The 25,876-nt window shown below is 67.6% G+C and carries 20 protein-coding genes; 19 read left to right on the forward strand and 1 reads right to left on the reverse strand.

Annotated features, from left to right (window positions below):
- Positions 1 to 176 precede the first annotated feature (176 nt).
- Together G6023_RS04930 and G6023_RS04935 are read left to right on the forward strand one after the other, a co-directional pair.
- A complete protein-coding gene (locus G6023_RS04930) occupies positions 177 to 896 on the forward strand; it encodes an MCE family protein (protein ID WP_182634236.1) in 720 nt (239 codons plus the stop codon).
- A 39-nt stretch (positions 897 to 935) separates the two neighbouring features.
- Positions 936 to 1,526 carry a TetR/AcrR family transcriptional regulator gene (locus G6023_RS04935; protein WP_182634238.1) on the forward strand — a complete coding sequence of 197 codons (591 nt, stop codon included), beginning with the start codon at positions 936 to 938 and terminating at the stop codon, positions 1,524 to 1,526.
- Positions 1,527 to 1,554: 28 nt separating this feature from the next.
- Here the strand turns inward: G6023_RS04935 and G6023_RS16260 are convergent, their stop codons facing one another.
- The gene (locus G6023_RS16260) at positions 1,555 to 2,541 is read right to left on the reverse strand and encodes a diacylglycerol kinase family protein (RefSeq protein ID WP_182634241.1); all 987 of its coding nucleotides are present in this window, start codon (positions 2,539 to 2,541) and stop codon (positions 1,555 to 1,557) included.
- A 345-nt stretch (positions 2,542 to 2,886) separates the two neighbouring features.
- Here G6023_RS16260 and rplJ point away from each other — a divergent pair, with 345 nt between their 5' ends.
- The 17 genes from rplJ (at position 2,887) to G6023_RS05025 (ending at position 25,870) form a co-directional block, all read left to right on the forward strand.
- Positions 2,887 to 3,399, forward strand: a complete 513-nt coding sequence (gene rplJ, locus G6023_RS04945) for a 50S ribosomal protein L10 (protein ID WP_007631803.1) — start codon at positions 2,887 to 2,889, stop codon at positions 3,397 to 3,399.
- A 59-nt stretch (positions 3,400 to 3,458) separates the two neighbouring features.
- Positions 3,459 to 3,845 carry a 50S ribosomal protein L7/L12 gene (gene rplL / locus G6023_RS04950; protein ID WP_007631805.1) on the forward strand — a complete coding sequence of 129 codons (387 nt, stop codon included), beginning with the start codon at positions 3,459 to 3,461 and terminating at the stop codon, positions 3,843 to 3,845.
- A 215-nt stretch (positions 3,846 to 4,060) separates the two neighbouring features.
- A complete protein-coding gene (locus G6023_RS04955) occupies positions 4,061 to 5,161 on the forward strand; it encodes an ABC transporter ATP-binding protein (protein ID WP_182634243.1) in 1,101 nt (366 codons plus the stop codon).
- 68 nt (positions 5,162 to 5,229) lie between these two features.
- On the forward strand, positions 5,230 to 6,018 hold the full coding sequence (locus G6023_RS04960) for an MlaE family ABC transporter permease (protein WP_182634245.1): 789 nt from the start codon (positions 5,230 to 5,232) through the stop codon (positions 6,016 to 6,018).
- Positions 6,018 to 6,875, forward strand: coding sequence for an MlaE family ABC transporter permease (locus G6023_RS04965; protein ID WP_182634247.1), 858 nt, complete (start codon positions 6,018 to 6,020; stop codon positions 6,873 to 6,875). Before G6023_RS04960 ends, G6023_RS04965 begins: the two co-directional genes overlap by 1 nt.
- Complete coding sequence (locus tag G6023_RS04970; RefSeq protein ID WP_182634249.1) at positions 6,872 to 8,308, forward strand: MCE family protein; 1,437 nt, start codon at positions 6,872 to 6,874, stop codon at positions 8,306 to 8,308. The genes G6023_RS04965 and G6023_RS04970 overlap by 4 nt, the downstream gene beginning before the upstream one ends.
- Positions 8,305 to 9,396, forward strand: a complete 1,092-nt coding sequence (locus tag G6023_RS04975; RefSeq protein WP_182634251.1) for an MCE family protein — start codon at positions 8,305 to 8,307, stop codon at positions 9,394 to 9,396. Before G6023_RS04970 ends, G6023_RS04975 begins: the two co-directional genes overlap by 4 nt.
- Positions 9,393 to 10,415, forward strand: a complete 1,023-nt coding sequence (locus G6023_RS04980; RefSeq protein ID WP_163375576.1) for an MCE family protein — start codon at positions 9,393 to 9,395, stop codon at positions 10,413 to 10,415. Before G6023_RS04975 ends, G6023_RS04980 begins: the two co-directional genes overlap by 4 nt.
- Positions 10,415 to 11,644 carry an MCE family protein gene (locus tag G6023_RS04985; protein ID WP_182634254.1) on the forward strand — a complete coding sequence of 410 codons (1,230 nt, stop codon included), beginning with the start codon at positions 10,415 to 10,417 and terminating at the stop codon, positions 11,642 to 11,644. Before G6023_RS04980 ends, G6023_RS04985 begins: the two co-directional genes overlap by 1 nt.
- On the forward strand, positions 11,641 to 12,897 hold the full coding sequence (locus G6023_RS04990; protein WP_063971834.1) for an MCE family protein: 1,257 nt from the start codon (positions 11,641 to 11,643) through the stop codon (positions 12,895 to 12,897). The genes G6023_RS04985 and G6023_RS04990 overlap by 4 nt, the downstream gene beginning before the upstream one ends.
- Positions 12,894 to 14,138: an MCE family protein gene (locus G6023_RS04995; RefSeq protein WP_132063030.1), complete on the forward strand. Its 1,245-nt coding sequence runs from the start codon at positions 12,894 to 12,896 to the stop codon at positions 14,136 to 14,138. Before G6023_RS04990 ends, G6023_RS04995 begins: the two co-directional genes overlap by 4 nt.
- Before the next feature lie 53 nt (positions 14,139 to 14,191).
- Positions 14,192 to 14,854, forward strand: a complete 663-nt coding sequence (locus G6023_RS05000) for an Rv1363c family protein (protein WP_063971933.1) — start codon at positions 14,192 to 14,194, stop codon at positions 14,852 to 14,854.
- A 19-nt stretch (positions 14,855 to 14,873) separates the two neighbouring features.
- Positions 14,874 to 15,557 (forward strand): hypothetical protein, encoded by a 684-nt coding sequence (locus G6023_RS05005; RefSeq protein ID WP_182634256.1) that lies wholly within the window; start codon positions 14,874 to 14,876, stop codon positions 15,555 to 15,557.
- A gap of 435 nt (positions 15,558 to 15,992) precedes the next feature.
- Positions 15,993 to 19,499, forward strand: coding sequence for a DNA-directed RNA polymerase subunit beta (gene rpoB, locus G6023_RS05010; protein ID WP_120284122.1), 3,507 nt, complete (start codon positions 15,993 to 15,995; stop codon positions 19,497 to 19,499).
- Positions 19,500 to 19,623: 124 nt separating this feature from the next.
- Complete coding sequence (locus tag G6023_RS05015; protein WP_096907033.1) at positions 19,624 to 23,583, forward strand: DNA-directed RNA polymerase subunit beta'; 3,960 nt, start codon at positions 19,624 to 19,626, stop codon at positions 23,581 to 23,583.
- Between the two features lie 200 nt (positions 23,584 to 23,783).
- Positions 23,784 to 25,157 (forward strand): glycosyltransferase family 4 protein, encoded by a 1,374-nt coding sequence (locus G6023_RS05020; RefSeq protein WP_182634257.1) that lies wholly within the window; start codon positions 23,784 to 23,786, stop codon positions 25,155 to 25,157.
- Positions 25,151 to 25,870 carry a class I SAM-dependent methyltransferase gene (locus G6023_RS05025; RefSeq protein WP_182634259.1) on the forward strand — a complete coding sequence of 240 codons (720 nt, stop codon included), beginning with the start codon at positions 25,151 to 25,153 and terminating at the stop codon, positions 25,868 to 25,870. The genes G6023_RS05020 and G6023_RS05025 overlap by 7 nt, the downstream gene beginning before the upstream one ends.
- Positions 25,871 to 25,876 lie beyond the last annotated feature (6 nt).

A 25,876-nucleotide genomic window follows, 5' to 3' on the forward strand; every position in this document is an offset into this window, starting at 1 on the left:
CCGCGGGCACGGATTCCCTCGCGTTCGCACGCGCGGTACGGCAGCCCCGAGCACACTGTGACCTAGCTCACCCGCATGACAATGCCCTCGGGTATGGTTCGGTCACGCGGTCGCCGTCGGCACGCCCGCCCCGCTACCGGAGGGGGCCACGATCGGGGTCGACCGGATTACCCGCGGTGGCCGCCGCGGACGAGGTGCTCGACGATCGCGGTGACGACGTCCGCGACACGGTCCGTCAGCTCAGCGCGGCGCTGCAGACCGTCTCCGACGGCCGCGACGACCTCTTCGCCACCGTCCGCAACCTCGAGGCCTTCACCGCCGCGATGGAGGGTTCCGGCGAGCAGATCACCACCTTCAACGAGGTGATGGCGGCGGTGACCGTCTCGGTGTCCCGCGGCCGGGGGGAGATCGGCCCGGCGCTCACCGAGCTCGACCTGGCAGTCGACGAGGTCCGCGACTTCGTCCGCGACAACCGGCAGGTGGGCATCGAGACCGCCCGGACGACCACCGACCTGCTGACGGTGCTGGCCGAGCAGCGCGACGACATCGTCGGCGACGTCGAGAACCTCAGCCGCGGGCTGAGGACCCACGACACGATCCTCGCGTGGGAACGCGCCTGGATGGACCCGATCTGCGAGGGGTTTCGGGAGGCCGTACGTGGCTCGGACCTGCTCGTCCGGCTCCACGCGGACGGCCTCCGGGCGCGCGGGGTGGTCTACACCGACATCGTCTCGACGGTCGACCTGCTCGTGCACCCACCGCTGGAACAGTCCCCGCCCGGCACAGAGGTGCGGGTCGTCCGGCCGTTCGCGGGCAGCCGGCCCGTGTGGCACGGCGAACCCGGGCGCGACCCGGACTCGCGCGCTCTGGTCATGGAGGCCCTCGGTCCGACGTAGGGTGACGACGATGACGACACGACACGGTGCCGCGGGCCGATGACCCGGGGGTCGACATGGTCCGCCCGGCCGAGCGGTCCGCGCACGGGGCGCCTCTCGGCGGGGGACTGGGCCCGCGCCGGGCTGGACCTGCTCATGACCGAGGGCAGGTCCGCGGTCAAGATCAGCAGACTCTGCGCCGACTTCGGCGTCACGAAGGGCAGCTTCTACTGGCATTTCGCCGACTTCGACGCGCTCATGGCCGCCATCGCTAGGCTCTACTTCTCGCAGGAGATGGACGCCGCCCGTGGTCTGGTCACCATGGAGGAGATGCCACCCGACGCACGGCTGGAGACCATGAGCGCGATGCTCGTGGAATCCCGCGCCTGGGAGGGGGAGGCCGCGATCCGCGAATGGGCCAGGGCGGACGAGACCGTCGCCGAGGCGGTTGCCGAACTGGACCAACGCATCCTGCGGGTGGTCCACGACGCGTTCGTCGAACTCGGGTTCTCCGAACGGGGGGCGAGGATCCGCGCCGGCGTCTTGGTGTACGCCGGCATCGGGTTCGTCTACGGGCGCTCAGCGCTGCCCGTGCCCACCGTGGAGGGGATCCAAGACGTGCTGGCGCTGCTGGTGAAGCCCGAGACCTGACCTCCGGGGCCAGGTCGGGGAGCGCGGGTCAGACCGCCACCCGGACCGTGAGCCCCCTCCGCTTGATCCGCGCCGAGAACTCGGTCACGGTGCCGCAGTCCTCGCCGTCGATCTGGAACGCGGCCGGTTTCTCCAACACGCGGGCGGTGATCCCCACGCCCTGGCGGAAATCCAGTGGCCGGGTCCGATGCTCTTCTTTCCCGCTCTCCGGGGTGGAGTTCCTCCGCAGTATCGGCTTGAGCCGGTGCTGGAACGTGTGATGGGCCAGCACCGCACCCGCCTGCGCCCACCCGAGAGGGCCCTTGGCGCGCAGAGCGAGAACGTCCAGGAGTCCGTCGTCGATGACGGCGTCGGGCAACAGCACCATCCCCGCCTGCAGCATCCCGCAGTTGGCCACCAGGAGGGTGCGCGCGCGGGTCTGGATCGGCGATCCGTCGTCGAGGGCGTACTCGACCCGGATCCGGTGGCCGCGCAACAGCGTGTTGGCGAACGCGCCGACGTACGCGAGCCAGCCCACCCGTGCCTTCAGTTTGTCGTCGGTGCCCGCGATCATGTCGGCGTCCATCCCGGCGCCGAGCATCACGAGGAACACGTCATCGTGGGACACGCCGTCGCCGTCGGTGTAGTGGACCTCGCCGAGGTCGATCGCGCGGCTCCGACCGCTCATGGCGACACGCAACGCACGGTCGACATCGTCCAACGGGACGCCGAGGTTGCGGGCGAGCAGGTTCCCGGTTCCCAGGGGGACGACTCCCATCGGCACCGAGGTGCCGAGCAGGCCCTGCGCCACCGACCGTACGGTGCCGTCGCCGCCGCACGCGATCACCAGTCCGACACCGTCGGCGGCCGCCCGTGCCGCCTGACCGGTGCCCGGGTCCTCCTCGGTGGTCTCGTAGAAGACGGGATCCGTCCACCCGTGCCTGGACGCCCGCTCCTCGGCGAGGCGGCGGACCTCGTCGATTCCGACCTTGGTGGGGTTGTAGACGACGGCGAGGCGAGACGGGGCTGGGGACACCGCACCAATGTGTCAGAAAGCCGACCGGCCCGCCATTCGTCGCCCCCGGGCGGATTTGGTATGCGACGGCGGCCGCCTATATCCTTGGGTCCGAAGTTTGAACGCCTGGGAGCTCTGCTCTCGGGCACCTGATCAAGTTTCACCGAAGACCGCAGGTCGCCGCTCCCGCCGGGGGTGGTCGAAGGGTCCGGGAGCGCCCGGACGGCCCGCGCAGGAGAACACCGGTCAGCGTCGGATGTGCCGTGGGTCCCCAGGGGCCCGTGCCAGCTCCTCCACGCCCCGTGCCACCTGCGCACGGGGCGTTCGTGTTTTCTCGGGCGAGATGATGCAGAAAGGAGGCGAAACATGGCAAAGCCCGCAAAGGTCCAGGCCGTCGAGGAGATCAAGCAGCACTTCCAGAACTCCACGACCGCCGTGGTCACCGAGTACCGCGGACTCTCCGTCCCGCAGGTCACCGAACTGCGCAAGACGCTGGGTGACGCGGCCACGTACACCGTGGCCAAGAACACCCTGGTCAAGCGTGCGGCTGAGGAAGCCGGAGTCGAGGGTCTCGATGACCTCCTGTCCGGTCCCACCGCCATCGCGTTCGTCACCGGTGAGGTCGTGGACGCCGCCAAGGCGCTCAAGAACTTCGCCAAGGACAACAAGGCGCTCGTCATCAAGGGCGGTGTCATGGACGGCTCACCGCTGTCCGCCACCGAACTCGACAAGATCGCCGATCTCGAGTCCCGCGAGGTCCTGCTCGCGAAGATGGCCGGTGCCCTCAAGGGTAACCAGACCAAGGCCGCCGGCCTGTTCAACGCGCCCGCTTCGCAGCTGGCACGTCTGTTCGCGGCGCTCGAGGACAAGAAAAACTGATAACCCCACATGCTTCCGGGCCGTCTGACGGCACCGGGACCAACAGAAAGGACGCCACCATGGCGAAGCTCAGCAACGACGAGCTGCTCGAGGCCTTCAAGGAGATGACTCTTCTGGAGCTCTCCGAGTTCGTGAAGCTGTTCGAAGACACCTTCGAGGTCACCGCGGCCGCTCCGGTCGCCGTCGCGGCTGCCGGCGCCCCGGCTGCCGGTGGCGAGGCCGCCGCCGAGCAGGACGAGTTCGACGTCGTCCTCGAGTCGGCCGGCGACAAGAAGATCGGCGTCATCAAGGTCGTGCGCGAGCTCGTGTCGGGCCTGGGCCTCAAGGAGGCCAAGGATCTCGTCGAGTCCGCCCCCAAGGCGATCGTCGAGAAGGTCGACAAGGAGGCCGCCGAGGCCGCCAAGACCAAGCTCGAGGAGGCCGGCGCGACGGTCACCCTCAAGTGATCTGACGCACTACCGCTTCACCAGGGACGGCCCGGCGATATCGCCTGGCCGTCCCTGTCCTATTTGCGTTCCACTCGCCCGTTTCCTCACGCCCGCCTGCCCTCTGGCCGCGAAAACGAAACACTTTTCCACGGGATGTAACAAAGCATGCCTCCGGAGCGGTAGTTTACAGTGACCGTGGCCACAGATCATGGCCGCAGTGAGGAGTGGTTGACGTGGGTGTCGAGGTTTCCGTCGAGGGTCTGACCAAGTCCTTCGGTTCGCAGAAGATCTGGGAGGACGTCACGTTCACCCTTCCCGAGGGCGAGGTCAGTGCGCTGCTCGGTCCGTCGGGTACCGGCAAGTCGGTGTTCCTCAAGTCCCTGATCGGGCTGCTGCGCCCGGAGCGCGGCAAGATCATCATCGACGGCACGGACATCCTGCAGTGCACCGCCAAGGAGCTCTACGAGATCCGCAAGCTCTTCGGCGTCCTGTTCCAGGACGGTGCGTTGTTCGGGTCCATGGACCTCTACGACAACGTCGCGTTCCCGCTGCGCGAGCACACGAAGAAGTCGGAGAGTGACATCCGAGACATCGTCATGGAGAAGCTCGAGCTCACCGGTCTCACCGGAGCGGAGGGCAAACTGCCCGGCGAGATCTCCGGCGGCATGCGCAAGCGCGCAGGCTTGGCCCGCGCCCTGGTGCTGGACCCGGAGATCATCCTCGTCGACGAGCCCGACTCGGGCCTCGACCCGGTCCGCACCACCTACCTGGCTCAGCTGCTCATCGACATCAACGCCCAGATCGACGCCACGATCCTCATCGTCACGCACAACATCAACCTCGCCCGCACAGTGCCGGACAACCTCGGAATGCTCTACCGCAAGAAGCTCGTGATGTTCGGACCCCGCGAGGTGCTGCTCACCAGCGAGGAACCGTCCGTCCGCCAGTTCCTGCGCGGCTCCAAGCTCGGTCCCATCGGTATGTCCGAGGAGAAGGACGACGCGCAGATGCGCGAGGAGATGAAGCAGGCGGAGGAGGGGCACAACGACGGATCCCCGGGCGAGGACGAGCTCAAGGGGGTGCCGCCGCAGATGCAGCCGACCCCGGGCGCCCCCGAGCGCAAGGGTGAGATCCGGCGTGAGGAGAGGGTGGCAGAGATGCTCGACACGCTGCCGGAGGGTGCGCAGCAGGCCATCCGCGAGGAATGGGCCTCTCGCGGTCACGGCAACGGTAAGGTCGCCGCGTCGGCGCCTGCAGGGGCCACCTCGTCGCAGTCGGACGCGGGCTCCAACTCGTCCGGAGTGGACGAGCACTACGGGTCCGACGAGAAATGACGCGTCGACCGAACCGGGGGGATTTGATGGCGGAGAGTACGACCCAGCATCCAGAAGGACGGGCCGGTATGTCACCGGCCGATGTCGGAGGAGGCTTCCGGACCGCGGTGGGCGGGGCCGGCGAGGTATTCCGACTGTTCCTCGACGTGCTACGAGGGGTCTTCAGGCGACCGTTCCAGTTCCGTGAGTTCATAGAGCAGTCCTGGTTCATCGCCTCGGTGACGATCCTCCCGTCGGCACTGGTGGCGATCCCGTTCGGGGCCGTCGTGGCGATGCAGACCGGGTCGCTCGTCCAGCAGCTCGGCGCCGAGGCCTACACGGGGGCCACCGGCGTCCTCGCCGTCGTGCAGCAGGGCGCGCCGCTGGTGACCTCGCTGCTTATCGCGGGCGCCGCCGGGTCGGCGGTGGCCGCTGATCTGGGCGCCCGCTCCATCCGCGAGGAACTCGACGCGATGCGCGTCCTGGGGATCGACCCCATCCAACGACTCGTCGTCCCCCGGGTGCTCGGCATGATGCTCGTCGCGGTGCTCCTGAACGGACTCGTCTCCATCGTCGGGATCTCCGGCGGTTACGTGTTCAACATCATGCTGCAGGGCGGCACACCGGGCGCCTACCTGATGTCGTTCGGTGCCCTCGCCCAGCTGCCCGACTTCATCATGTCCTCGATCAAGGCCCTGATCTTCGGACTCATCGCCGGCGTGGTCGCCTCGTACTGCGGGATTAACCCCAAGGGCGGACCCAAGGGGGTCGGCGACGCCGTCAACCTGGGCGTGGTCCTCACATTCCTCCTGCTGTTCTTCGCCAACCTCATCCTCACGGCGATGTACCTGCAGATCGTTCCCCCGAAGGGGTCGTAATGGCGATCCATACCGATGTCGGACCCACGCGGGCCCGGCTGAGGGCCCTCGTCCGTGGCCCGGTCAACTCGTTCGACTCCCTGGGTGACCAGCTCGCCTTCCACCTGAGGGCTATCCGCTGGATTCCCCAGACGATCGTCCACTACCGGCACGAGGTATTGCGTCTGATCGCGGAAGTGACCTTCGGCGTCGGCACCCTGGCGGTGCTCGGTGGAACCATCGGCGTCATCGGCATGATGAGCGGGTTCACCGGGGTCGTCGTCGGCCTGCAGGGGTACGCAGCCCTCGACCAGATCGGTAGCTCGGTCCTCACCGGGTTCCTGTCCGCCTACGTCAACACCCGCGAGGTCGCCCCCATCGTGGCGTCACTCGCCCTGTCCGCCACCGTCGGTTGCGGCTTCACGGCCCAACTCGGCGCGATGCGGATCTCCGAGGAGATCGACGCCCTGGAGGTCATGGCGATCCCGAGCGTGCCCTATCTGGTCACCACCCGGGTGATCGCCGGATTCATCGCGGTCATCCCGCTGTACGTCGTCGGCCTGCTGTCCTCGTACCTCGCCACGAGGGGCGTCAACACCATCGTGCAGGGCCAGTCCACCGGCTCGTTCGACCACTACTTCCACCTGTTCCTGCCACCGGAAGACGTGATCTACTCGTTCGTCAAGGTGATCATCTTCGCGTTCGTGCTGGTGATGATCCACTGCTTCTACGGCTTCACCGCCACCGGCGGTCCGGCCGGCGTCGGCGTGGCTGTGGGGCGGGCCGTCCGCACCACGATCGTCGTGGTGGCGATCCTCAACTTCTTCGTCGGACTCGCCCTCTGGGGCACGACCACGACTGTGCGGGTGGCGGGATGAACGAGCTCTCCGTTCTCTCCAAGCGGTTGCTGGCCGCCCTTTTCATCATTATCGTCCTGGCGTTCGTCGGGACCACCATCGCGATCTACAACCGCGCCTTCACCGACTCGGACGGCGTCACCCTGTACACCGACGACATGGCGTTCGCGCTGCCGAACGACGCCGACGTCAAGGCGCGCGGTGTCCTCGTGGGCCGCGTCTCCGGTGTCGAACCCGACGGGGACCGCGTGCAGATCAACATGGAGTTCGACCCGGCGCTCATGGAACAACTGCCGGCCAACGTCAGTGGCCGCCTGCTCCCCAAGACGTTGTTCGGTGAGCGGTTCGTCGACCTGGGGTTCCCCGATGAGCCCGTGGGGACGCTCGAACCGGGAGCGACCATCGAGCAGGACACCCGCGGCAACGCGATCGAGTTGGGGCGCGTCCTGGACGGGCTACTCCCCGTTCTCGAGGCGGTCCCGCCGGAGAAACTGGCGGGCACGCTCGGCGCGATCAACCAGGCGTTGTCAGGCCGTGGGGACGAGATCGGCGCCAGCCTGGTCGAGATCGGACAGGTCTTCGACGGCATCAACCAGGAGTTGCCCGCTCTGGAATCCGGGCTGGAGGATCTGGCGACATTCTCCCAGACCTATTCCGAGGCGCTGCCTGATCTCATCAACGCTCTGGACGCTCTGCGCACCACCGGCGACACGGTGGTCCAGCGCCGCCCCGACATCGCCGACGGACTGCGGCGGATCAGCGAGTCGTCCGAGGTCCTTACCGGTTTCCTCGCCGCGAACCGCGACGACCTCATCTCCCTGGCGGTGGACTCGCGCACCTCCCTGGAGTACCTGGCTGAGTATTCGCCAGCACTGCCGTGCTCGGTGGGGAATTTCATGACTCTTCTGGACCGGTCCGACGCCATCCTGGGCGTGGGCACCGAGCACCCCGCCATCCGGGTGACGCTCGAGCTCGTCAATCCCAGAGGGCGTTACGTGCCCAACCAGGACGAGCCGCGGTTCTTCGACACCCGCGGTCCCCGCTGTTACGACCCGGCGCAGGAGCCGTTCATCTTCGGCGGGGCCCCCGGCGGGGCGATCGCCGACGGGAGCTACCAGATCCCCACCCGCAATCCGGGGCCCGCGTTCATCCCGACTCTGCCCAATCCGCTTCTCCGGGACGGGCCGGTTCCGGCACTCCGTAACCGTGGCTCGGTTCCCCCGGCTCCCGGGCGGGCGGTGCCCGAGCAGCCCAATATGCCGTTTCCGTCAACCGTGACCGCGGGTCAGGACACCGACGTGGTGGCTATGGCCTACGCCGGCTCGCCGCTGGAGACCGACACCGTCCGAACCGTCCTGGGGGTCGCGTCCTCGCGCGGCGCGCAGGAGATCCCTGCCTGGATCGGCCAGATCGGCGCCCCGGCGCTTCGCGGAACGGAGGTCGGTTTCCGATGAACGCCAAACTGAAGGCCCTATTCCGTGGCGGCCTGCTGGGGTCATTCGTCAAACTGGTGGTCTTCATCGTGGTCACAGTGCTGCTCAGTTCGGTCCTCGCCGTGACCATCAGGGGCGGCACCCGGGCGGAAGGTACGGAGTACTCTGCGATCTTCTCCGACGTGACCATGCTGGAGGAGGGCGACGACGTCCGGATAGCCGGCGTCGTGGTGGGCAACATCACCGGGATGGAGATCCACGAACGCGACCTGGCTAAGGTGGACTTCACCCTGGTCGGCGACCGCACGCTGCCGGCCAACGTGCACCTGGCACTGCGGTTCCGGAACATGATCGGCCAGCGGTACCTGAACATCTCCCGGGAGCCCGGACCCGTCCAATCGGCCCTGGAGGAAGGGAGCACGATCGGAATCGAGAAGACCTCGCCCGCGGTCGATCTCACGGCGCTGTTCAACGGTTTCCGCCCGCTCTTCACGACCCTGCAGCCGGAGGACGTCAACGCGCTCGCCGACTCGCTGGTGCGGGTACTGCAAGGGGAGGGCGGCACCGTGACGAGCCTGGTCCGCCAGACTGGTGAGCTGACCAACCACCTGGCCGATCGGGATCAGGTGATCGGCGAAGTCATCGACAACCTCACCCGGGTCCTCGAGACCATCAACGAGCGGGACGTGCAGTTCCAGCAGCTCGTGGTGACCACCAGGCAACTCGTCGAGGGACTCGCCGACGAGCGCGACGCTATCGGCAGTTCGCTCGACTCGATGGCGGATCTGACCTCGTCGGCGGAGAACATCGTCACCGCCACGCGGCCCGCCGTCACGGATTCGCTCGACCACCTCAAGGTGGTCAGCGACCAGATCACGACGAACCGCGACACGCTCAGCGAGGTTCTCATCAACCTGCCGCGCAAGACCGACAACCTCATCAGGATGGGTTCGTTCGGGTCCTGGCTCCAGTTCTATCTCTGTGGACTCGACGTGGTGCACGGCCCGGGCACCAACGTGCCCAACCTTCTTCCGAGCGGCGGTCCCACGATCAATCATCCGGTGTACACCAACGTCGCGCCCCGGTGCCACGCAGGGGGAATCCCATGAGCAAGCGCAGTGCGAACGAGCCGAGGTTCAGCAACGCCACCATCGGAGCGATCGGGGTCCTGGTGATCCTCGCCCTGACCGCCGTGTCGTTCAGACTCGACGCGCTACCGATCGTCGGGGCGGGACCCAAATACACAGCCTACTTTTCCGAGGCCGCCGGGCTAGCGGACGGTAGCGAGGTCCGCGTGGCCGGCGTCAAGGTTGGCGTCGTGACCGACGTGGCGCTCGACGGCGACAAGGTGGCCGTGGGCTTCCGGGCCAAGGACGCCTGGCTCGGCGACGACACCCGGGCGAGCATCCAACTCAAGACCGTGCTCGGCCAGAAGTACCTCGCGCTGAGCCCGGCGGGAACCGGGGAACTCGACACGTCGGAGCCGATCCCGCTTGAGCGGACGGTGGCCCCGTACGACGTGGTCACAGCTTTCTCCTCCGCAGCGGAGACGCTCGACGAGATCGATGACGCCAAATTGGCAGCGAGCCTGGACACCCTCACCGATACGATGCAGGCGTCGCCCGAGGAGTTCCGGGGCGCGGTCGACGGCCTGGCGCGTCTGTCGCAGACCGTGTCCAGCCGGGACGCCGAATTGCGGAACCTACTCGAGGCCACGCGTACGAGCTCCCAGATCGTGGCGGACCGTAATGACGACTTCCGGCGCCTGATCATCGGCACCGGACAGTTGTTGGGCGAACTCAACGACCGCGCCGAGAGTCTCAAGCTGGTGTTGGCCTCCACGCGCGGACTGTCGATCGAACTCCGCCGGTTCGTCGCGGAGAACGAGGCCGAGTTCAAGCCGACCCTGGATAGTCTCGACTCCGCCCTGGCGGTGTTGACCGACCACGAGGAAGAGCTGAGGGCATCCATCCACAACCTCGGGCCCTTCTATCGGCTGTACTCCAACATTCTGGGCTCGGGCAGATGGTTCGACACCGTGGTCACCAACCTCGTCCCGCCGGGTATTCCTGAGCCGCCCTTCTATCCCGGCGCCCGCGCGCCGGCCAGACAGAGTGGGATCAACTGATGCACAAGAAGATGCCGTACTCGTTCGTCGGGCTGCTGCTCGTCGTCGTCGTGGCCGCCGTGACTGTGATTTTCCTCGCCGTCACGGGGTTCGGACGCACCAGCATCACCGCCACCTTCCCGACAGCCGTCGGAATATCGGAGGGCTCCGATGTCCGGATCCTGGGGGTCACGGTGGGTTCCGTCGACAAGGTGACCCCGATGGGGGAGACCGTCGAGGTCGAGTTCCACGTCCGCCGGGGCGTGGACGTCCCGGCGGACGCCAAGGCGGTCCAGGTGACGCCCTCGGTCGTCCCTGACCGTAACGTCCAACTACTGCCCGCCTACTCAGGCGGCCCCAAGATGGAATCGGGCGCGCACATCCCCCTCGAGCGGACCGCGACACCGGTCGAGGTGGACCAGCTCTACGCCTCGGTGGAGGAACTGACCGATGCTCTCGGCCCGGAGGGTGCCAACAAGGACGGCGCTCTCGACCGGTTCGTCACCGCGTCCGCGGACACGCTCGGAGGCAACGGTGCCGCACTCGGGCGGTCGATCGACGAGTTGTCGCAGGCCGCGACGACGCTGGCGGATTCGAGTCAGGACATCAGCGAGACCGTGGTCAATCTGCAGTCGTTCGTCACGATGCTCGCGCAGAACGATGCCCAGGTGAGGCAGTTCAACTCCCAGATGTCGACCTTCAACCAGACTGTCGCTGGTCAGCGCGAGGACCTCCAGGGCGCCCTCGCCGAACTGAGCTACGCCCTCGCGGACGTCGCGCGTGTCGTGCGGGACAACCAGGACGTGATCCGCAGCAATGCGGACCGTTTGGTGAGACTCAGTCAGATCACCGCGGACCAGAGGGGCGACATCGAGGAGATCCTCAAGACTGCTCCGTTGGCTCTGTCCAACCTCATCGGCGCCTACGACCCCGAGGCCGGGCTGTTGTCCTTACGTCTCGGCATCCCGGAGTTGCAGGACCCGGCCGGCGTCCTGTGCCAGCTCATGACACTTGGCCGCCTGAACCCCGGGGACCAGATGCTGGCCGAACTCGACAACCTCCGGCGCGCCGATATCGAGGCCTGCGAGGCTCTCGCGCCGCAGCGCAACGCCGATCTACAAGCGTCGAACCCGGATCTGCCGTTGGGCATCCTCGCTGGCGAGATGAATCAGTCTGTCCCGGTTCCCGGGACGGTCCAGGGCAATCGCGGGTGGCCGATGACGCCCGCCTCGGAAGGGGGACGGGGATGATCCGGCCGACCACGCCCATCCTCGGTCGCGCCGTCCGCGCGGTCGGTGCCAGCGCGCTCGTGGCCGCCGTCGCGGCGGGGTGCTCGTTGAATCTGGAGGACTACACTCTGCCGGGTGGCGCGGACCTGGGTGAGGACCCCATGCACGTGGCCGTCCGCTTCGACGATGTGTTGGACCTGGTCCTGCAGTCGTCGGTCAAGGTCAATGGTCTTGACGCCGGTCGCGTGTCCGGTATCTCGCTGGCGGAGGACGGGTGGACCGCAGAGGTGGACATCGTCCTCCGCGGCGACATGGAGCTCCCCGCCAACGTCGAGGCCTCGATCCAGCAGACCAATCTCCTTGGCGAGAAGTTCGTGCAGCTCAGCCCGCCGGAGGACGAGCCGCCCACCGGAGAGCTGTCCGGCGGTGACGTCATCGCCAGTTCGGACACCCGCACGGCTACCGACATCGAGCAGGTTCTCGGCGCGCTGTCGCTGTTGCTCAACGGCGGCGGCGTGGACCAACTGCAACCGATCGTGGCCGAACTGCGCAAGGCCACCGACGGCCGCGAGGAGGATCTCACCCGGACCCTGCGATCGGCGGAGGAGCTCATCGGGGGCCTGAACCGGCAGCGCGACAGCATCACCGAAGCCCTCGAGGGCGTGAACCTCATGACGTCGCGTGCCAACGATCAGCGCCAGCAGATCGAGGCGGCGCTCGACGAGCTGCCCGCCGGGGTGGCGGTGCTCGAGGAGCAGCGCTCGCAGTTCGTGGAGATGCTGCGCCGGGTCGACACACTGGGCCAGGTCGGCTCGGAAGTCCTGCTCACCAGCAGGGAGGACCTCATCGCCGACCTGCGGGCGCTGCGCCCTGTGCTGCAGTCCCTCGGCGAGTCGACTCCGGAGCTCATCGAACTGATCGGTTTCGTCCCCACCTTCCCGTTCCCGGACTCGTCTATCCCGGCGACCGTCGGCGGCGCGGCCAACATCTTTCTCTCCGTGGACGCGACGATCTCTGAGACGCTCCGGAATCTGGGGGCGAATCAGGGCGAACCGGTGGTTCGCCGTCCGAACACCACGAGCGGGCCCTACGTCGTGGACCCGCAGAACCCGTGGGTCGGCGACAACGGCCCGGACCGGCGGACGACCATCGTGCTGCCGCTCCTGCCGGTCCCGCCGGTCATGGACCGGGCGGTGGTGCCCAAGCCCGCACCAGGAGTCTCGGAGTTCTCCGAGAACTACCTGCCCGAACCAGGAGAGCCAGGAAACCGATGAGCAAGACACTCCGCACCCAGCTCATCGCCTTCTGTGTGATCGCCGCGGTCGGGATCACCTATGTAGGTGCCAACTACGTTCGCTTACCTTCGCTCTTCGGGATCGGCCAGTACCAGGTCTATCTGGACCTACCCGAGACCGGCGGGGTGTTCACCAACGCGGCCGTCAACTACCGCGGCACGGCGATCGGACGGGTGGGCGAGCTCTCGCTCACCGACGACGGTGTGCGAGTCGAGCTCGACCTCGACTCGAGCGCCCCCGACGTCCCGGCGGACACCGAGGCCGTGGTCGCCAACCGCTCCGCCATCGGAGAGCAGTACGTGGACTTGCGACCCAACAGCAGCTCGGCGCCGTATCTCGAGGACGGGGACGTGGTCTCCGCCGGACGTGAGGCGTTGCCGGTACCCGTCGAGAACCTGTTGGCCTCCGTCGACGACCTTTCCCGATCGGTCCCCTTGGACGATCTCGAGGTGACCGTCGATGAACTCGGCAAGGCGTTCCAGGGCCGGGGACCCCAACTGGAGCGACTCTCGGACTCCCTCATCCGGATTTCCGAGTCCGGTATCCGCACCATGCCGCAGTTGCAGACGCTGATCCGCGACGGGGCGACCGTCCTGGAGACGCAGGCCGACCAGTCCGGTGAGATCGTCAGTTTCTCCCGCGATCTCAGGACGGTCACCGAGGCGTTGCGTGACTCGGACTCCGACCTGGAACGGCTGATCACCACGGGACCGGAGTTCGCCGACGAGACCCGCTACCTCGTGGAGAACTCCGGCGAGCCGCTCTCGCGCGCCGTCGGCAATCTGTCGACCACGATGAAGACGGTCGATCCGTTGGCCCCGTCGTTCAAGGTGCTGCTGCAGTTGCTGCCGGCGCTGGCCGCCGGCGGGATGTCCGTCGCCCCGGGGGACGGGACAATCCACTTCGGTCTGTCCCTCGAGACGAACAACCCACCAGCGTGTACGCAAGGATACGAAGGTACGTGGGAGATCATCGACCAGATGAAGGCGCAGGACCCGTCCTTCGACTGGCAGGAACAGAACTTCCCGCCCAACTACGACGCGCAGTGCACCGTGCCCTTCGGCAGCCCCACCGCCGTCCGCGGTGCCGACCGGGTGGAGTACGCGCACCCGGACGTGCCGCAGCCCTGGGACGCCAAGCCCAAGATCGACCCCGACAGGGCCAACCTGTCCGTGGCGGCCACGCAGCTCGCGGTGTTGCAGGGGTTGATCCCCCGGTGACCGTGCGGCGGGGCGGCGACTCGGCGGACGGTGGGTCCGGTAGTGTCGCCGCCATGGGTTCGCAGGTAACGGACGGGGATGCGCGCCGCCCCGGGGGGACGGGGACCGTGCCGAGATGGCTGGTGGTCCTCGCGGTGAGTATCCTCGTGGCGGGGCTGGCAACGCTGGTGGTGTTCGGGGTGCGGTACACCCAGGCGCGGGCGGCCCAGGAGGTGGCGACCGAGCGCGAGGCGGCCTCCGACGTCGCCGCGCAGGTGATAATCAACGCCTTCAGTTTCGACCACCGGAACGTCGACGAATCGCTCGAGCAGTTGGCGGAGGCCTCGGCCGGTGAGTTCCTCGCCGAGCAGGAGCAGTGGGCCGACGATGTGCGAACGCGCGTGGTGGAGCAGAAGGCGGTCACCACGGCGACGGTCTCGCACACCGCTGTCGAGACCCTGGATCTCGAGGCCGGCGACGCGGCCGTCCTCGTGGTGTTCACCGCCCACTCCGAGCGGGAGGGCCAGGACGACATCACAGGCCGTCAGGCGATGCGCGTGGACCTGACGCGAGAGGACGGCACCTGGAAGGCCGACGCGGTCAACCAGGTGGGTGTGACGGTCCCGGTAGGCGAGTCCGGTCGGTCCGTGGAGGAGCTCGACGCTCCGGAGGAACAGGACGACCCGGCCACCGAGGAGGAGTCGACCCCCGCGCCGACCACCTCCGCCGGACGATGACGAAGGACGACAGTCGCTGATGCCACCGATCAAGAGAACCCAGAAGTCGGTCAATCCGGCGCCCCGTAGGCGGCTGGCCGGACACGCCGGACAGACCCGACCCGAGGGCGGGACCGCCACGGACCCCACGTCGTGGGACGCACGAGACGACGAGGTGGGCGGCGACGGAACCGGGGCGGGTCGCGGGGAACGGCGTGCCGGCCGTCGGCCCGGTGGTCGCACGATCGCGTACTCCGCCATCGCGACGGGGCTGGCCGCCGGGGCCATCGGGGCGTTCCTGGCGACGGAACCCGGGGTCGACGTGGACAACAGGGCGTTCGTTGACCGGGAGGCCACCGAGGAGGTCCTCTCGGCTGCGACGACCAACGTCCAGCGGCTCGTGGCGATCGACCACGAGACCCTCGACGAGTACCACGATTCGCTGGGAGAGTTCCTCACCCCGAAGCTCGTGAACGAGCTGGACGAGAACTGGCCCGCGCTGCGCGAGAGCTATGAGCAGTCCGCGACGAGCGTCGACGCAGAGGTCCGCGAGGCCGGTCTCGCCTACCTGCAGGGCGACAAGGCCGAGGTGTTGCTGGTCCAGGATGTGTCGATGACCAGGGACGGCGCGGCTGCGGGAAGTACCAGCGGCACCTATCTCGTCGGTCTGGACAAGATCGACGGCGTGTGGAAACTGTCGAGGATCCCGGATCTGCCCTCCTGACGAGGACTGGTCGGGAACCGATCCGGCAACCGACCGTGCCAGATCCTTGACGAAAGTGCTTTCACCCGTCACCCTTTAGGGGCATCGGGCGAGTGCCGTAGAGGTTGAGTGCGACACGGTCCGGGTGCGACGTCCCGACCGGGGGCCGATGAGGCGAGAGCCACGAGGGCAACCAGCGCAGAGACGGACGCCGCACCACGCATGTGACCAGCCTCCGGGGGACACTCCGTTGAAGGCTGGACTTTGTCGCCGCCTTCCGCTAGATTAGGTCGTTGCGCTGGCTGCTATTTGCCCTCCCGTCCGTCCGTGACGGCTCACTCCCGGTTCCGCCGGGTGCTTTCCGAGCCCTCGATATCGCGGCGGACCTGGGTGGATACCCGTCGGCGGACCGCTCGCAGATACATCTGTGGTCACCGCCCGTGGTGATCACGTGAGGTGCTGGAAGGACCCATCTTGGCAGTCTCCCGCCAGACCACGTCAGTCTCCACCGTTCCCGGTGCGCCCCGGAGGGTTTCGTTCGCGAAACTCTCCGAGCCGTTGCCGGTCCCGGGGCTGCTCGACCTCCAGACGGAGTCGTTCGAGTGGTTCATCGGCTCGGAGGAGTGGCAAGAGAGGGCCGCCTCGCGCGGTACCACGAACCTCGAGGGAGGCCTGGAGTCCATCCTCAAGGAGATCTCCCCGATCGAGGACTTCTCCGGATCGATGTCGCTCTCGTTCTCGGAGCCCTACTTCGAAGAGGTCAAGGCGTCCCTCGAGGACTGCCGCGAAAAGGATCGCACCTACGAGGCGCCCCTGTTCGTCACGGCCGAGTTCGAGAACACCGAGACCGGTGAGATCAAGTCCCAGACGGTCTTCATGGGTGATTTCCCCATGATGACCGACAAGGGCACGTTCATCATCAACGGCACCGAGCGGGTCGTCGTCTCCCAGCTCGTCCGGTCGCCGGGCGTGTACTTCGATCGCTCGCGTGACAAGTCCACGGAGAGGGACGTCCACTCCGTCAAGGTCATCCCGTCGCGTGGCGCGTGGCTCGAGTTCGACGTCGACAAGCGCGACACCGTCGGCGTCCGCATCGACCGCAAGCGTCGCCAGTCGGTCACCGTCCTGCTCAAGGCCCTCGGGTGGACGACCACCGAGATCAAGGAGCGTTACGGCTTCTCCGAGATCATGATGTCCACGCTCGAGAAGGACACGGTCGAGGACACCGACCAGGCCCTGCTCGAGATCTACCGCAAGCTGCGCCCGGGCGAGCCGCCGACCCGCGAGTCCGCGGAGGCGCTCCTGGAGAACCTGTTCTTCAAGGAGAAGCGCTACGACCTGGCCCGCGTCGGTCGTTACAAGGTCAACCGCAAGCTCGGTCTGCCCGACCCCGAGGGTGACGCCACCACGACGCTCACCCGCGAGGACATCGCCGCCACCATCGAGTACCTCGTGCGCCTCCACGCGGGCGACGACTCGATGCAGGTGGAGGGTGGCCGCGAGGTGCCGGTCGAGGTCGACGACATCGACCACTTCGGCAACCGTCGTCTGCGTACCGTCGGTGAGCTCATCCAGAACCAGGTCCGCGTCGGCCTGTCCCGCATGGAGCGTGTCGTCCGCGAGCGCATGACCACGCAGGACTCCGAGGCGATCACCCCGCAGTCGCTCATCAACATCCGGCCCATCACGGCGGCGCTCAAGGAGTTCTTCGGAACCTCCCAGATGTCGCAGTTCATGGACCAGAACAACCCGTTGTCGGGTCTGACCCACAAGCGTCGTCTGTCCGCGCTGGGCCCCGGTGGTCTGTCGCGTGAGCGCGCCGGGCTCGAGGTCCGTGACGTGCACGCCTCGCACTACGGCCGCATGTGCCCGATCGAGACCCCCGAGGGTCCGAACATCGGTCTGATCGGTTCGCTCTCGGTGTACGCGCGGGTCAACCCGTTCGGCTTCATCGAGACCCCGTACCGCCGCGTCTACGAGGGCGTCGTCACCGATCAGGTGGACTACCTCACCGCCGACGAGGAGGACCGCTACGTCGTCGCGCAGGCCAACTCGGAGATCGACGCCGACGGCCGCTTCGTCGAGGACCGCATCCTCGTGCGCAAGAAGCACGGTGATGTCGAGATGGTCGAGCCGGGCGATGTCGACTACATGGACGTCTCGCCGCGACAGATGGTCTCCGTGGCCACCGCGATGATCCCGTTCCTCGAGCACGACGACGCCAACCGTGCCCTGATGGGCGCGAACATGCAGCGGCAGTCCGTGCCGCTCGTGCGTTCCGAGGCGCCGCTCGTCGGCACCGGCATGGAGCTGCGCGCGGCCGTGGACGCCGGCGACGTGGTCGTCAACACCGCCCCGGGCATGGTGGAGGAGGTCTCGGCCGACTTCATCACCGTGATGGACGACGACGGCGGGCGTCAGACCTACCGCCTGTCGAAGTTCGCGCGCTCGAACCAGGGCACCTGCTCCAACCAGCGTCCGATCGTCGACGAGGGTGACCGCGTCGAGGTCGGCCAGGTCCTGGCCGACGGCCCCTGCACCGAGAACGGCGAGATGGCGCTGGGCAAGAACCTGCTCGTCGCGATCATGCCGTGGGAGGGCCACAACTACGAGGACGCGATCATCCTCTCGCAGCGCCTGGTGGAGGAGGACGTGCTCACGTCCATCCACATCGAGGAGCACGAGATCGACGCCCGCGACACCAAGCTGGGCGCCGAGGAGATCACGCGGGACATCCCCAACGTCTCCGACGAGGTCCTGGCGGACCTCGACGACCGCGGCATCGTGCGCATCGGCGCCGAGGTCCGTGACGGTGACGTCCTCGTCGGCAAGGTCACGCCGAAGGGTGAGACCGAGCTGACCCCGGAGGAGCGCCTGCTGCGCGCCATCTTCGGTGAGAAGGCGCGCGAGGTGCGCGACACCTCGCTCAAGGTGCCCCACGGTGAGTCCGGCAAGGTCATCGGCGTCCGCGTCTTCTCGCGGGACGACGACGACGATCTGCCCCCCGGTGTCAACGAGCTGGTGCGCGTCTACGTCGCGCAGAAGCGCAAGATCCAGGACGGCGACAAGCTCGCCGGCCGCCACGGCAACAAGGGCGTCATCGGTAAGATCCTCCCCGCCGAGGACATGCCGTTCATGCCCGACGGCACGCCGGTGGACATCATCCTCAACACACACGGCGTCCCGCGTCGTATGAACATCGGTCAGATCATGGAGACCCACCTCGGCTGGCTGGCCAAGGCCGGCTGGGAGGTCCCGCGTGAGGCGGACGGCTCCCTGCCCGACTGGGCGACCAAGCTGCCGGAGGAGATCCACAGCGTCGAGGCCGGCACCAACACGGCCACGCCCGTCTTCGACGGCGCGGCGGACACGGAGATCACCGGTCTGCTCGGCTGCACCCTGCCGAACCGTGACGGCGAGCGCATGGTGCAGGCCGACGGCAAGGCGACCCTCTTCGACGGTCGCTCCGGCGAGCCCTTCCCGTACCCGGTGTCCGTGGGCTACATGTACATCCTCAAGTTGCACCACCTCGTGGATGACAAGATCCACGCGCGTTCGACCGGTCCGTACTCGATGATCACCCAGCAGCCGCTCGGCGGTAAGGCCCAGTTCGGTGGCCAGCGATTCGGTGAGATGGAGTGCTGGGCGATGCAGGCCTACGGCGCGGCGTACACGCTGCAGGAGCTGCTGACGATCAAGTCCGACGACGTCGTGGGCCGCGTGAAGGTCTACGAGGCGATCGTCAAGGGCGAGAACATCCCGGAGCCGGGTATCCCGGAGTCCTTCAAGGTGCTTCTCAAGGAGCTGCAGTCGCTGTGCCTCAACGTGGAGGTGCTCTCCAGCGACGGCCAGGCCGTCTCCCTGGGTGAGGGCGACGACGACGATCTCGACCGCACCGCCGCGAACCTGGGGATCAACCTCTCGCGCGACGAGTCCTCGGCGGCCGACGAGCTGGCGCAGTAAGTAGGCGGGCGGGCGGCAGCCCTGTCGCCCGCCCCGCACCCGAAGAATTCAGTTCCACCACGGCGGGCCCCCGGCCCCACCCCGCGAGGGCCCGCCATCATCCCACCCGGGAAAGGACGCCTACGTGCAGGACGTCAACTACTTCGACGAGCTGGTCATCAGCCTCGCGACGGCCGAGGACATCCGTAACTGGTCCTACGGCGAGGTCAAGAAGCCGGAGACCATCAACTACCGCACCCTCAAGCCGGAGAAGGAGGGCCTGTTCTGCGAGAAGATCTTCGGCCCCACCCGGGACTGGGAGTGCTACTGCGGCAAGTACAAGCGCGTGCGCTTCAAGGGGATCATCTGTGAGCGCTGCGGCGTCGAGGTGACCCGTGCCAAGGTCCGCCGCGAGCGCATGGGCCACATCGAGCTGGCCGCGCCCGTCACCCACATCTGGTACTTCAAGGGCGTCCCGTCGCGCCTGGGTTACCTGCTGGACCTGGCGCCCAAGGACCTCGACAAGATCATCTACTTCGCCGCCTACGTCATCACCGGCGTCGACACCGAGCTGCGTCACAACGAGCTCAGCACCCTCGAGGCCCAGGTCCTCGAGGAGCGCAAGATCATCGAGGACGAGCGGGACTCCGACATCGAGGCCCGCGCGCGGAAGCTCGAAGCCGATCTCGCCGAGCTCGAGGCCGAGGGTGCCAAGGCCGACCAGCGCCGCAAGGTGAAGGACGGCGGCGAGAAGGAGATGAAGAAGATCCGCGAGTCGGCCCAGCGCGAGCTGGACCGTCTCGACGAGATCTGGACCACCTTCACCAAGCTCGACGTCAACCAGATCATCGTCGACGAGGGCATCTACCGCGAGCTCGAGGACCGCTTCGGCGAGTACTTCGAGGGCGGCATGGGCGCCGAGGCGATCCAGGCGCTGCTGCTGAACTTCGACCTGGCCGCCGAGGCCGAGTCGCTGCGGGAGATCATCCGCAACGGCAAGGGTCAGAAGAAGATCCGCGCCCTGAAGCGCCTCAAGGTCGTCTCCGCGTTCCTGCAGTCGGGCAACCACCCGGCCGCGATGGTCCTCGGGGCCGTCCCGGTGATCCCACCGGAGCTGCGTCCGATGGTCCAGCTCGACGGTGGCCGCTTCGCCACCTCGGACCTCAACGACCTCTACCGTCGTGTGATCAACCGCAACAACCGTCTCAAGCGGCTGATGGATCTCGGCGCCCCCGAGATCATCGTCAACAACGAGAAGCGGATGCTGCAGGAGTCCGTCGACGCGCTGTTCGACAACGGCCGGCGTGGCCGGCCCGTCACGGGCCCGGGCAACCGCCCGCTCAAGTCGCTCTCGGATCTGCTCAAGGGCAAGCAGGGCCGGTTCCGTCAGAACCTGCTCGGCAAGCGCGTCGACTACTCCGGTCGTTCCGTGATCGTCGTGGGCCCACAGCTGCAGCTGCACCAGTGTGGTCTGCCCAAGCTGATGGCGCTCGAGCTGTTCAAGCCCTTCGTCATGAAGCGTCTGGTGGACCTCAACCACGCGCAGAACATCAAGTCCGCCAAGCGCATGGTCGAGCGTCAGCGCGACCAGGTGTGGGACGTGCTCGAAGAGGTCATCGCCGAACACCCGGTGATGCTCAACCGTGCGCCCACGCTGCACCGCCTCGGCATCCAGGCGTTCGAGCCGCAGCTCGTCGAGGGCAAGGCCATCCAGCTGCACCCGCTCGTGTGTGAGGCCTTCAACGCCGACTTCGACGGTGACCAGATGGCCGTGCACCTCCCGCTGTCCGCGGAGGCGCAGGCCGAGGCGCGCATCCTCATGCTCGCCTCGAACAACATCCTGTCGCCGGCGTCGGGTCGTCCGCTCGCCATGCCGCGTCTGGACATGGTGACCGGCCTGTACTACCTCACCCGTCTGGACGAGGGTGCGACCGGCTCGTACGTCCCGGCCTCCGAGGACACCCCCGCCGTGGGCGTGTACTCGACGCCGTCGGAGGCCATCATGGCCGTCGACCTCGGCGTGCTGGACATCCACGCCCCGATCCAGGTCCGACTGACGCACCAGCGTCCGTCGGCCGACGTCGAGGCCGAGCAGTTCCCCGAGGGCTGGACGCAGGGCCAGGAGTGGCTGACCGTGACCACCCTCGGTCGCGTGATGTTCAACGAACTGCTCCCGGCGGACTACCCGTTCGTCAACGAGCAGATGCCCAAGAAGCGTCAGGCCGTCATCATCAACGACCTGGCCGAGCGCTACCCGATGATCGTCGTGGCGCAGACGGTGGACAAGCTCAAGGACACCGGTTTCTACTGGGCCACCCGCTCGGGTGTCACCATCGCCATGTCCGACGTGCTGGTCCCGCCGGCCAAAAAGGAGATCCTCGCCTCGTACGACGCGAAGGCCGCGCGCCTGGAGTCGCAGTACGACCTCGGCAAGATCACCGACGAGGAGCGCAAGTCGGACCTGGTCAAGCTCTGGCAGGAGGCCACCGACGAGATCGGTCAGGCCATGGAGGAGAACTACCCGGACTCCAACCCGATCCCGACGATCGTGAAGTCGGGCGCGGCGGGCAACATGACCCAGATCCGCTCGCTCGCGGGCATGAAGGGTCTGGTGACGCGTCCGAACGGCGAGTTCATCCCGCAGCCGATCAAGTCCTCGTTCCGCGAGGGCCTGACCGTGCTCGAGTACTTCATGAACACGCACGGCGCCCGTAAGGGTCTGGCCGACACCGCCCTGCGTACCGCCGACTCGGGTTACCTCACCCGTCGTCTCGTCGACGTCTCGCAGGACGTCATCGTGCGCGAGACCGACTGTGGGACGTCGAAGGGTGTCGAGACGACCATCGCCCGCCCGGTGATGGACGTCCACGGCAGCCCGACCGGGTCCCTCGAGCGCGACGAGCACGTCGAGACCTCGACGTTCGCCCGGACGCTCGCGGAGGACGCGCTCGACGCCGACGGCAACGTGATCGTCGCCGCGGGCACCGACCTCGGTGACCCGAACATCGAGGCGCTGATCGTCGCCGGCATCGAGAAGGTCAAGGTCCGGTCGGTCCTCACCTGCACCACCGGTACCGGCGTCTGTGCGACCTGCTACGGCCGCTCGATGGCCACCGGTCTCCTGGTGGACATCGGCGAGGCCGTCGGCATCGTCGCCGCCCAGTCGATCGGTGAGCCGGGCACCCAGCTGACGATGCGTACCTTCCACCAGGGTGGCGTCGGTGACGACATCACCGGCGGTCTCCCGCGCGTGCAGGAGCTCTTCGAGGCTCGTGTTCCGAAGGGCAAGGCGCCGATCGCCGAGGAGGCGGGCCGGATCCGTCTCGAGGAGGAGGAGCGCTTCTACACGATCACGATCGTGCCGGACAACGGTGCGGACGAGATCGTCTACGAGAAGCTGTCGAAGCGCCAAGGCCTGGCCCATATCGAGCTGGAGGACGGCTCCTCCCGCCCGATCGCGGACGGCGATCACCTCGAGCGCGGGCAGGCCCTCCTCGAGGGCCCGGCCGATCCGCACGAGGTGCTGGCCATCCTCGGCCCCAACGGTGTCCAGAAGTTCCTCGTCGACGAGGTGCAGAAGGTCTACCGTGCGCAGGGTGTGTCGATCCACGACAAGCACCTCGAGGTCATCGTCCGTCAGATGATGCGTCGAGTCGCGATCAACGACTCGAACAGCACCGAGTTCCTGCCCGGTGCGCTCGTGGAGCGTGCCGAGCTCACGGCGGAGAACCGCCGCGTGCTCACCGAGGGCGGCTCGCCGGCCTCGGCGCGTCCGGTCCTCATGGGCATCACCAAGGCCTCGCTGGCCACGGACTCGTGGCTCTCGGCTGCCTCCTTCCAGGAGACCACCCGCGTGCTCACCGACGCCGCCATCAACAAGCGGTCGGACAAACTCGTGGGCCTCAAGGAGAACGTCATCATCGGTAAGCTCATCCCGGCGGGTACCGGTATCAACCGCTACCGGAACTCGACGGTCGAGCCCACCGAGGAGGCCCGCGCCGCCGCGTACTCCATCCCGGACTACGGCGATGGTTTCTACGGTCCCGAGGACGGGTTCGGGGACGCCACCGGCGCCTCGGTCCGCCTGGACGACCTGGGCTACTGAGCAGGCCCCACGGCGACTAACCGACCGTGGAGTGACACCGACACCGGACCCCCGAGCGCCTCTCGCGCCGGGGGTCCGGTGCGTTCGTCCGGCCGTGTGTGGGACCGGGGCGAACGTGTTCTAGACTTTCCCGATGTGCCCGTCGCGGCCCGCGACACTCGCCGACGGCGGGCCGACGACCATGAAGGAGGCGATCGACCGTGCGGATCGCGCTGCTCTCGTACCGGAGCAAGCCACACGGCGGGGGCCAGGGCGTCTACGTCCGTCACCTCAGCCGCGAGTTGGCGGCACTCGGCCACACGGTCGAGGTGTTCTCCGGTCAGCCGTATCCCGAGCTGGACCCGGGGCCGACGCTGACCGAGGTGCCGAGCCTGGACCTGTACAACGACGCGAACCCGTTCCGCACGCCGCGCCCCCGCGAGATCCGGGACCTCATCGACGTGCTCGAGGTGGTCACCATGTGGACCGCCGGGTTCCCGGAGCCGCGGACGTTCAGCATGCGGGCCGCGCGCACGCTCCGGGAACGTCTGGACGACTTCGACGTGGTGCACGACAACCAGTGCCTGGGATCCGGCCTGCTGGACCTGGAGAAGGCGGGTTTCCCCGTCGTGGCCACGGTGCACCACCCCATCACGCGGGATCGCGCGCTGGCCATGAAGGAGGCCCCGCTGCGCAAGAAGATCACCACGTGGCGCTGGTTCGGGTTCCTGGGCATGCAGATGCGGGTCTCCCGCAAGCTGCAGGAGATCATCACGGTCTCCAGCAACTCCGCCGATGACATCGCCACCGACTTCGGCGTGGACCCGGACCGCATCGTCACGATCCCGCTGGGCGTGGACACCGACCGGTTCCACCATCGTCGCGTGCGCGAGCCCGGCCGCCTGGTCTGCGTGGCCAGTGCCGATCAGCCGCTCAAGGGGGTGCCGGTCCTGTTGCGCGCGCTGGCCAGGGTCCGCGAAGAGCATCCGGGCGTGCGCCTGACGCTGGTGTCCAAGCTCAAGCGCAAGGGTGAGGCCGCGAGGCTGCTCGACAAGCTGGGCCTGCGGGACGCGGTGGACCTGGTGTCCGGGGTCGACGACGACGAGCTCGCCGATCTCGTCGGGTCGGCCGAGATCGCGGTCGTTCCGAGCATGTACGAGGGTTTCTCCCTGCCGGCGGTGGAGGCCATGTCCAGCGGCTGCGCTCTCGTCGCGACGCGTGCCGGCGCGCTGCCGGAGGTAGTCGGCACGGACGACTCGGCGGCCCGCCTGGTCGAGCCGGGCGACGTCGACGCGCTGGCCCGTGAGATCAGCGCGCTGCTGTCCGACCCGGCCGAGCGGCAACGCCTCTCTCAGGGCGGCCGTGCACGAGTCATGGAGCGTTACAGCTGGGCCGCCGTCGCCCGCCGGACCGTCGAGGTCTACGAGGCGGCGATCGCCCGGGTCCGCGGCGACGCGCTGCCGGACCTGACGGCCGGGCCGGTCCTCGGGCCGGATCAGACCGAGATCGACGAGCACGTCACCGACGACGTGCCCGAGGTGCTCCCGGAGTCCGGTGAGTACACCATCCGTGAGCAGGAGGACGCCACATGCTGACCGCTGATTTCGACCGTCTCGGGGTCACCCCCGGTATGCGAGCCATCGACGTGGGGGCCGGCCTCGGTCGTCACACCTTCGAACTCTACCGGCGTGGCGCGGACGTCACGGCGTTCGACCAGAACGCCGACGAGATGCAGCAGGTCTCCGACATGCTCGCCGCCATGGAGGCCGAGGGCGAGGGGCTGCCCACCTCGAAGGGGGAGGCCGTCACCGGGGACGCGCTCAACATGCCGTACGAGGACGCGACCTTCGATCTGGTGCTCATCTCCGAGGTGCTCGAGCACGTCCCGGAGGACACCAAGGCCATCGCCGAACTGGTGCGGATCCTCAAGCCGGGCGGCGTCGCCGCGGTGACCGTGCCGCGTGAGTGGCCGGAGAAGCTCTGCTGGAAGCTGTCCGACGCCTACCACTCCAACCCGGGTGGGCACTGCCGGATCTACACCGCCGAGGAGTTGGGGTTCAAACTCCGCGCGGCGGGCCTGGAGGTCACCGGCACCGGGTTTGCCCACGCGCTGCACGCCCCGTACTGGTGGCTCAAGTGCGCGGTGGGCACGGAGAACGACGACCACCCGTTGCCGAAGGCGTACCACAGGCTGCTCGTATGGGACCTGATGAAGGGGCCCTGGATCACCCGCACCGCCGAGAAGGTGCTCAACCCGGTGATGGGCAAGTCCATCGTGTTCTACCTGCGTAAGCCCGTGGAGGCCTGATCGTCC

It is taken from the genome of Dietzia sp. DQ11-71 (assembly GCF_014144995.1).
In the GTDB taxonomy this organism is placed as follows: Bacteria; Actinomycetota; Actinomycetes; order Mycobacteriales; family Mycobacteriaceae; genus Dietzia; species Dietzia kunjamensis.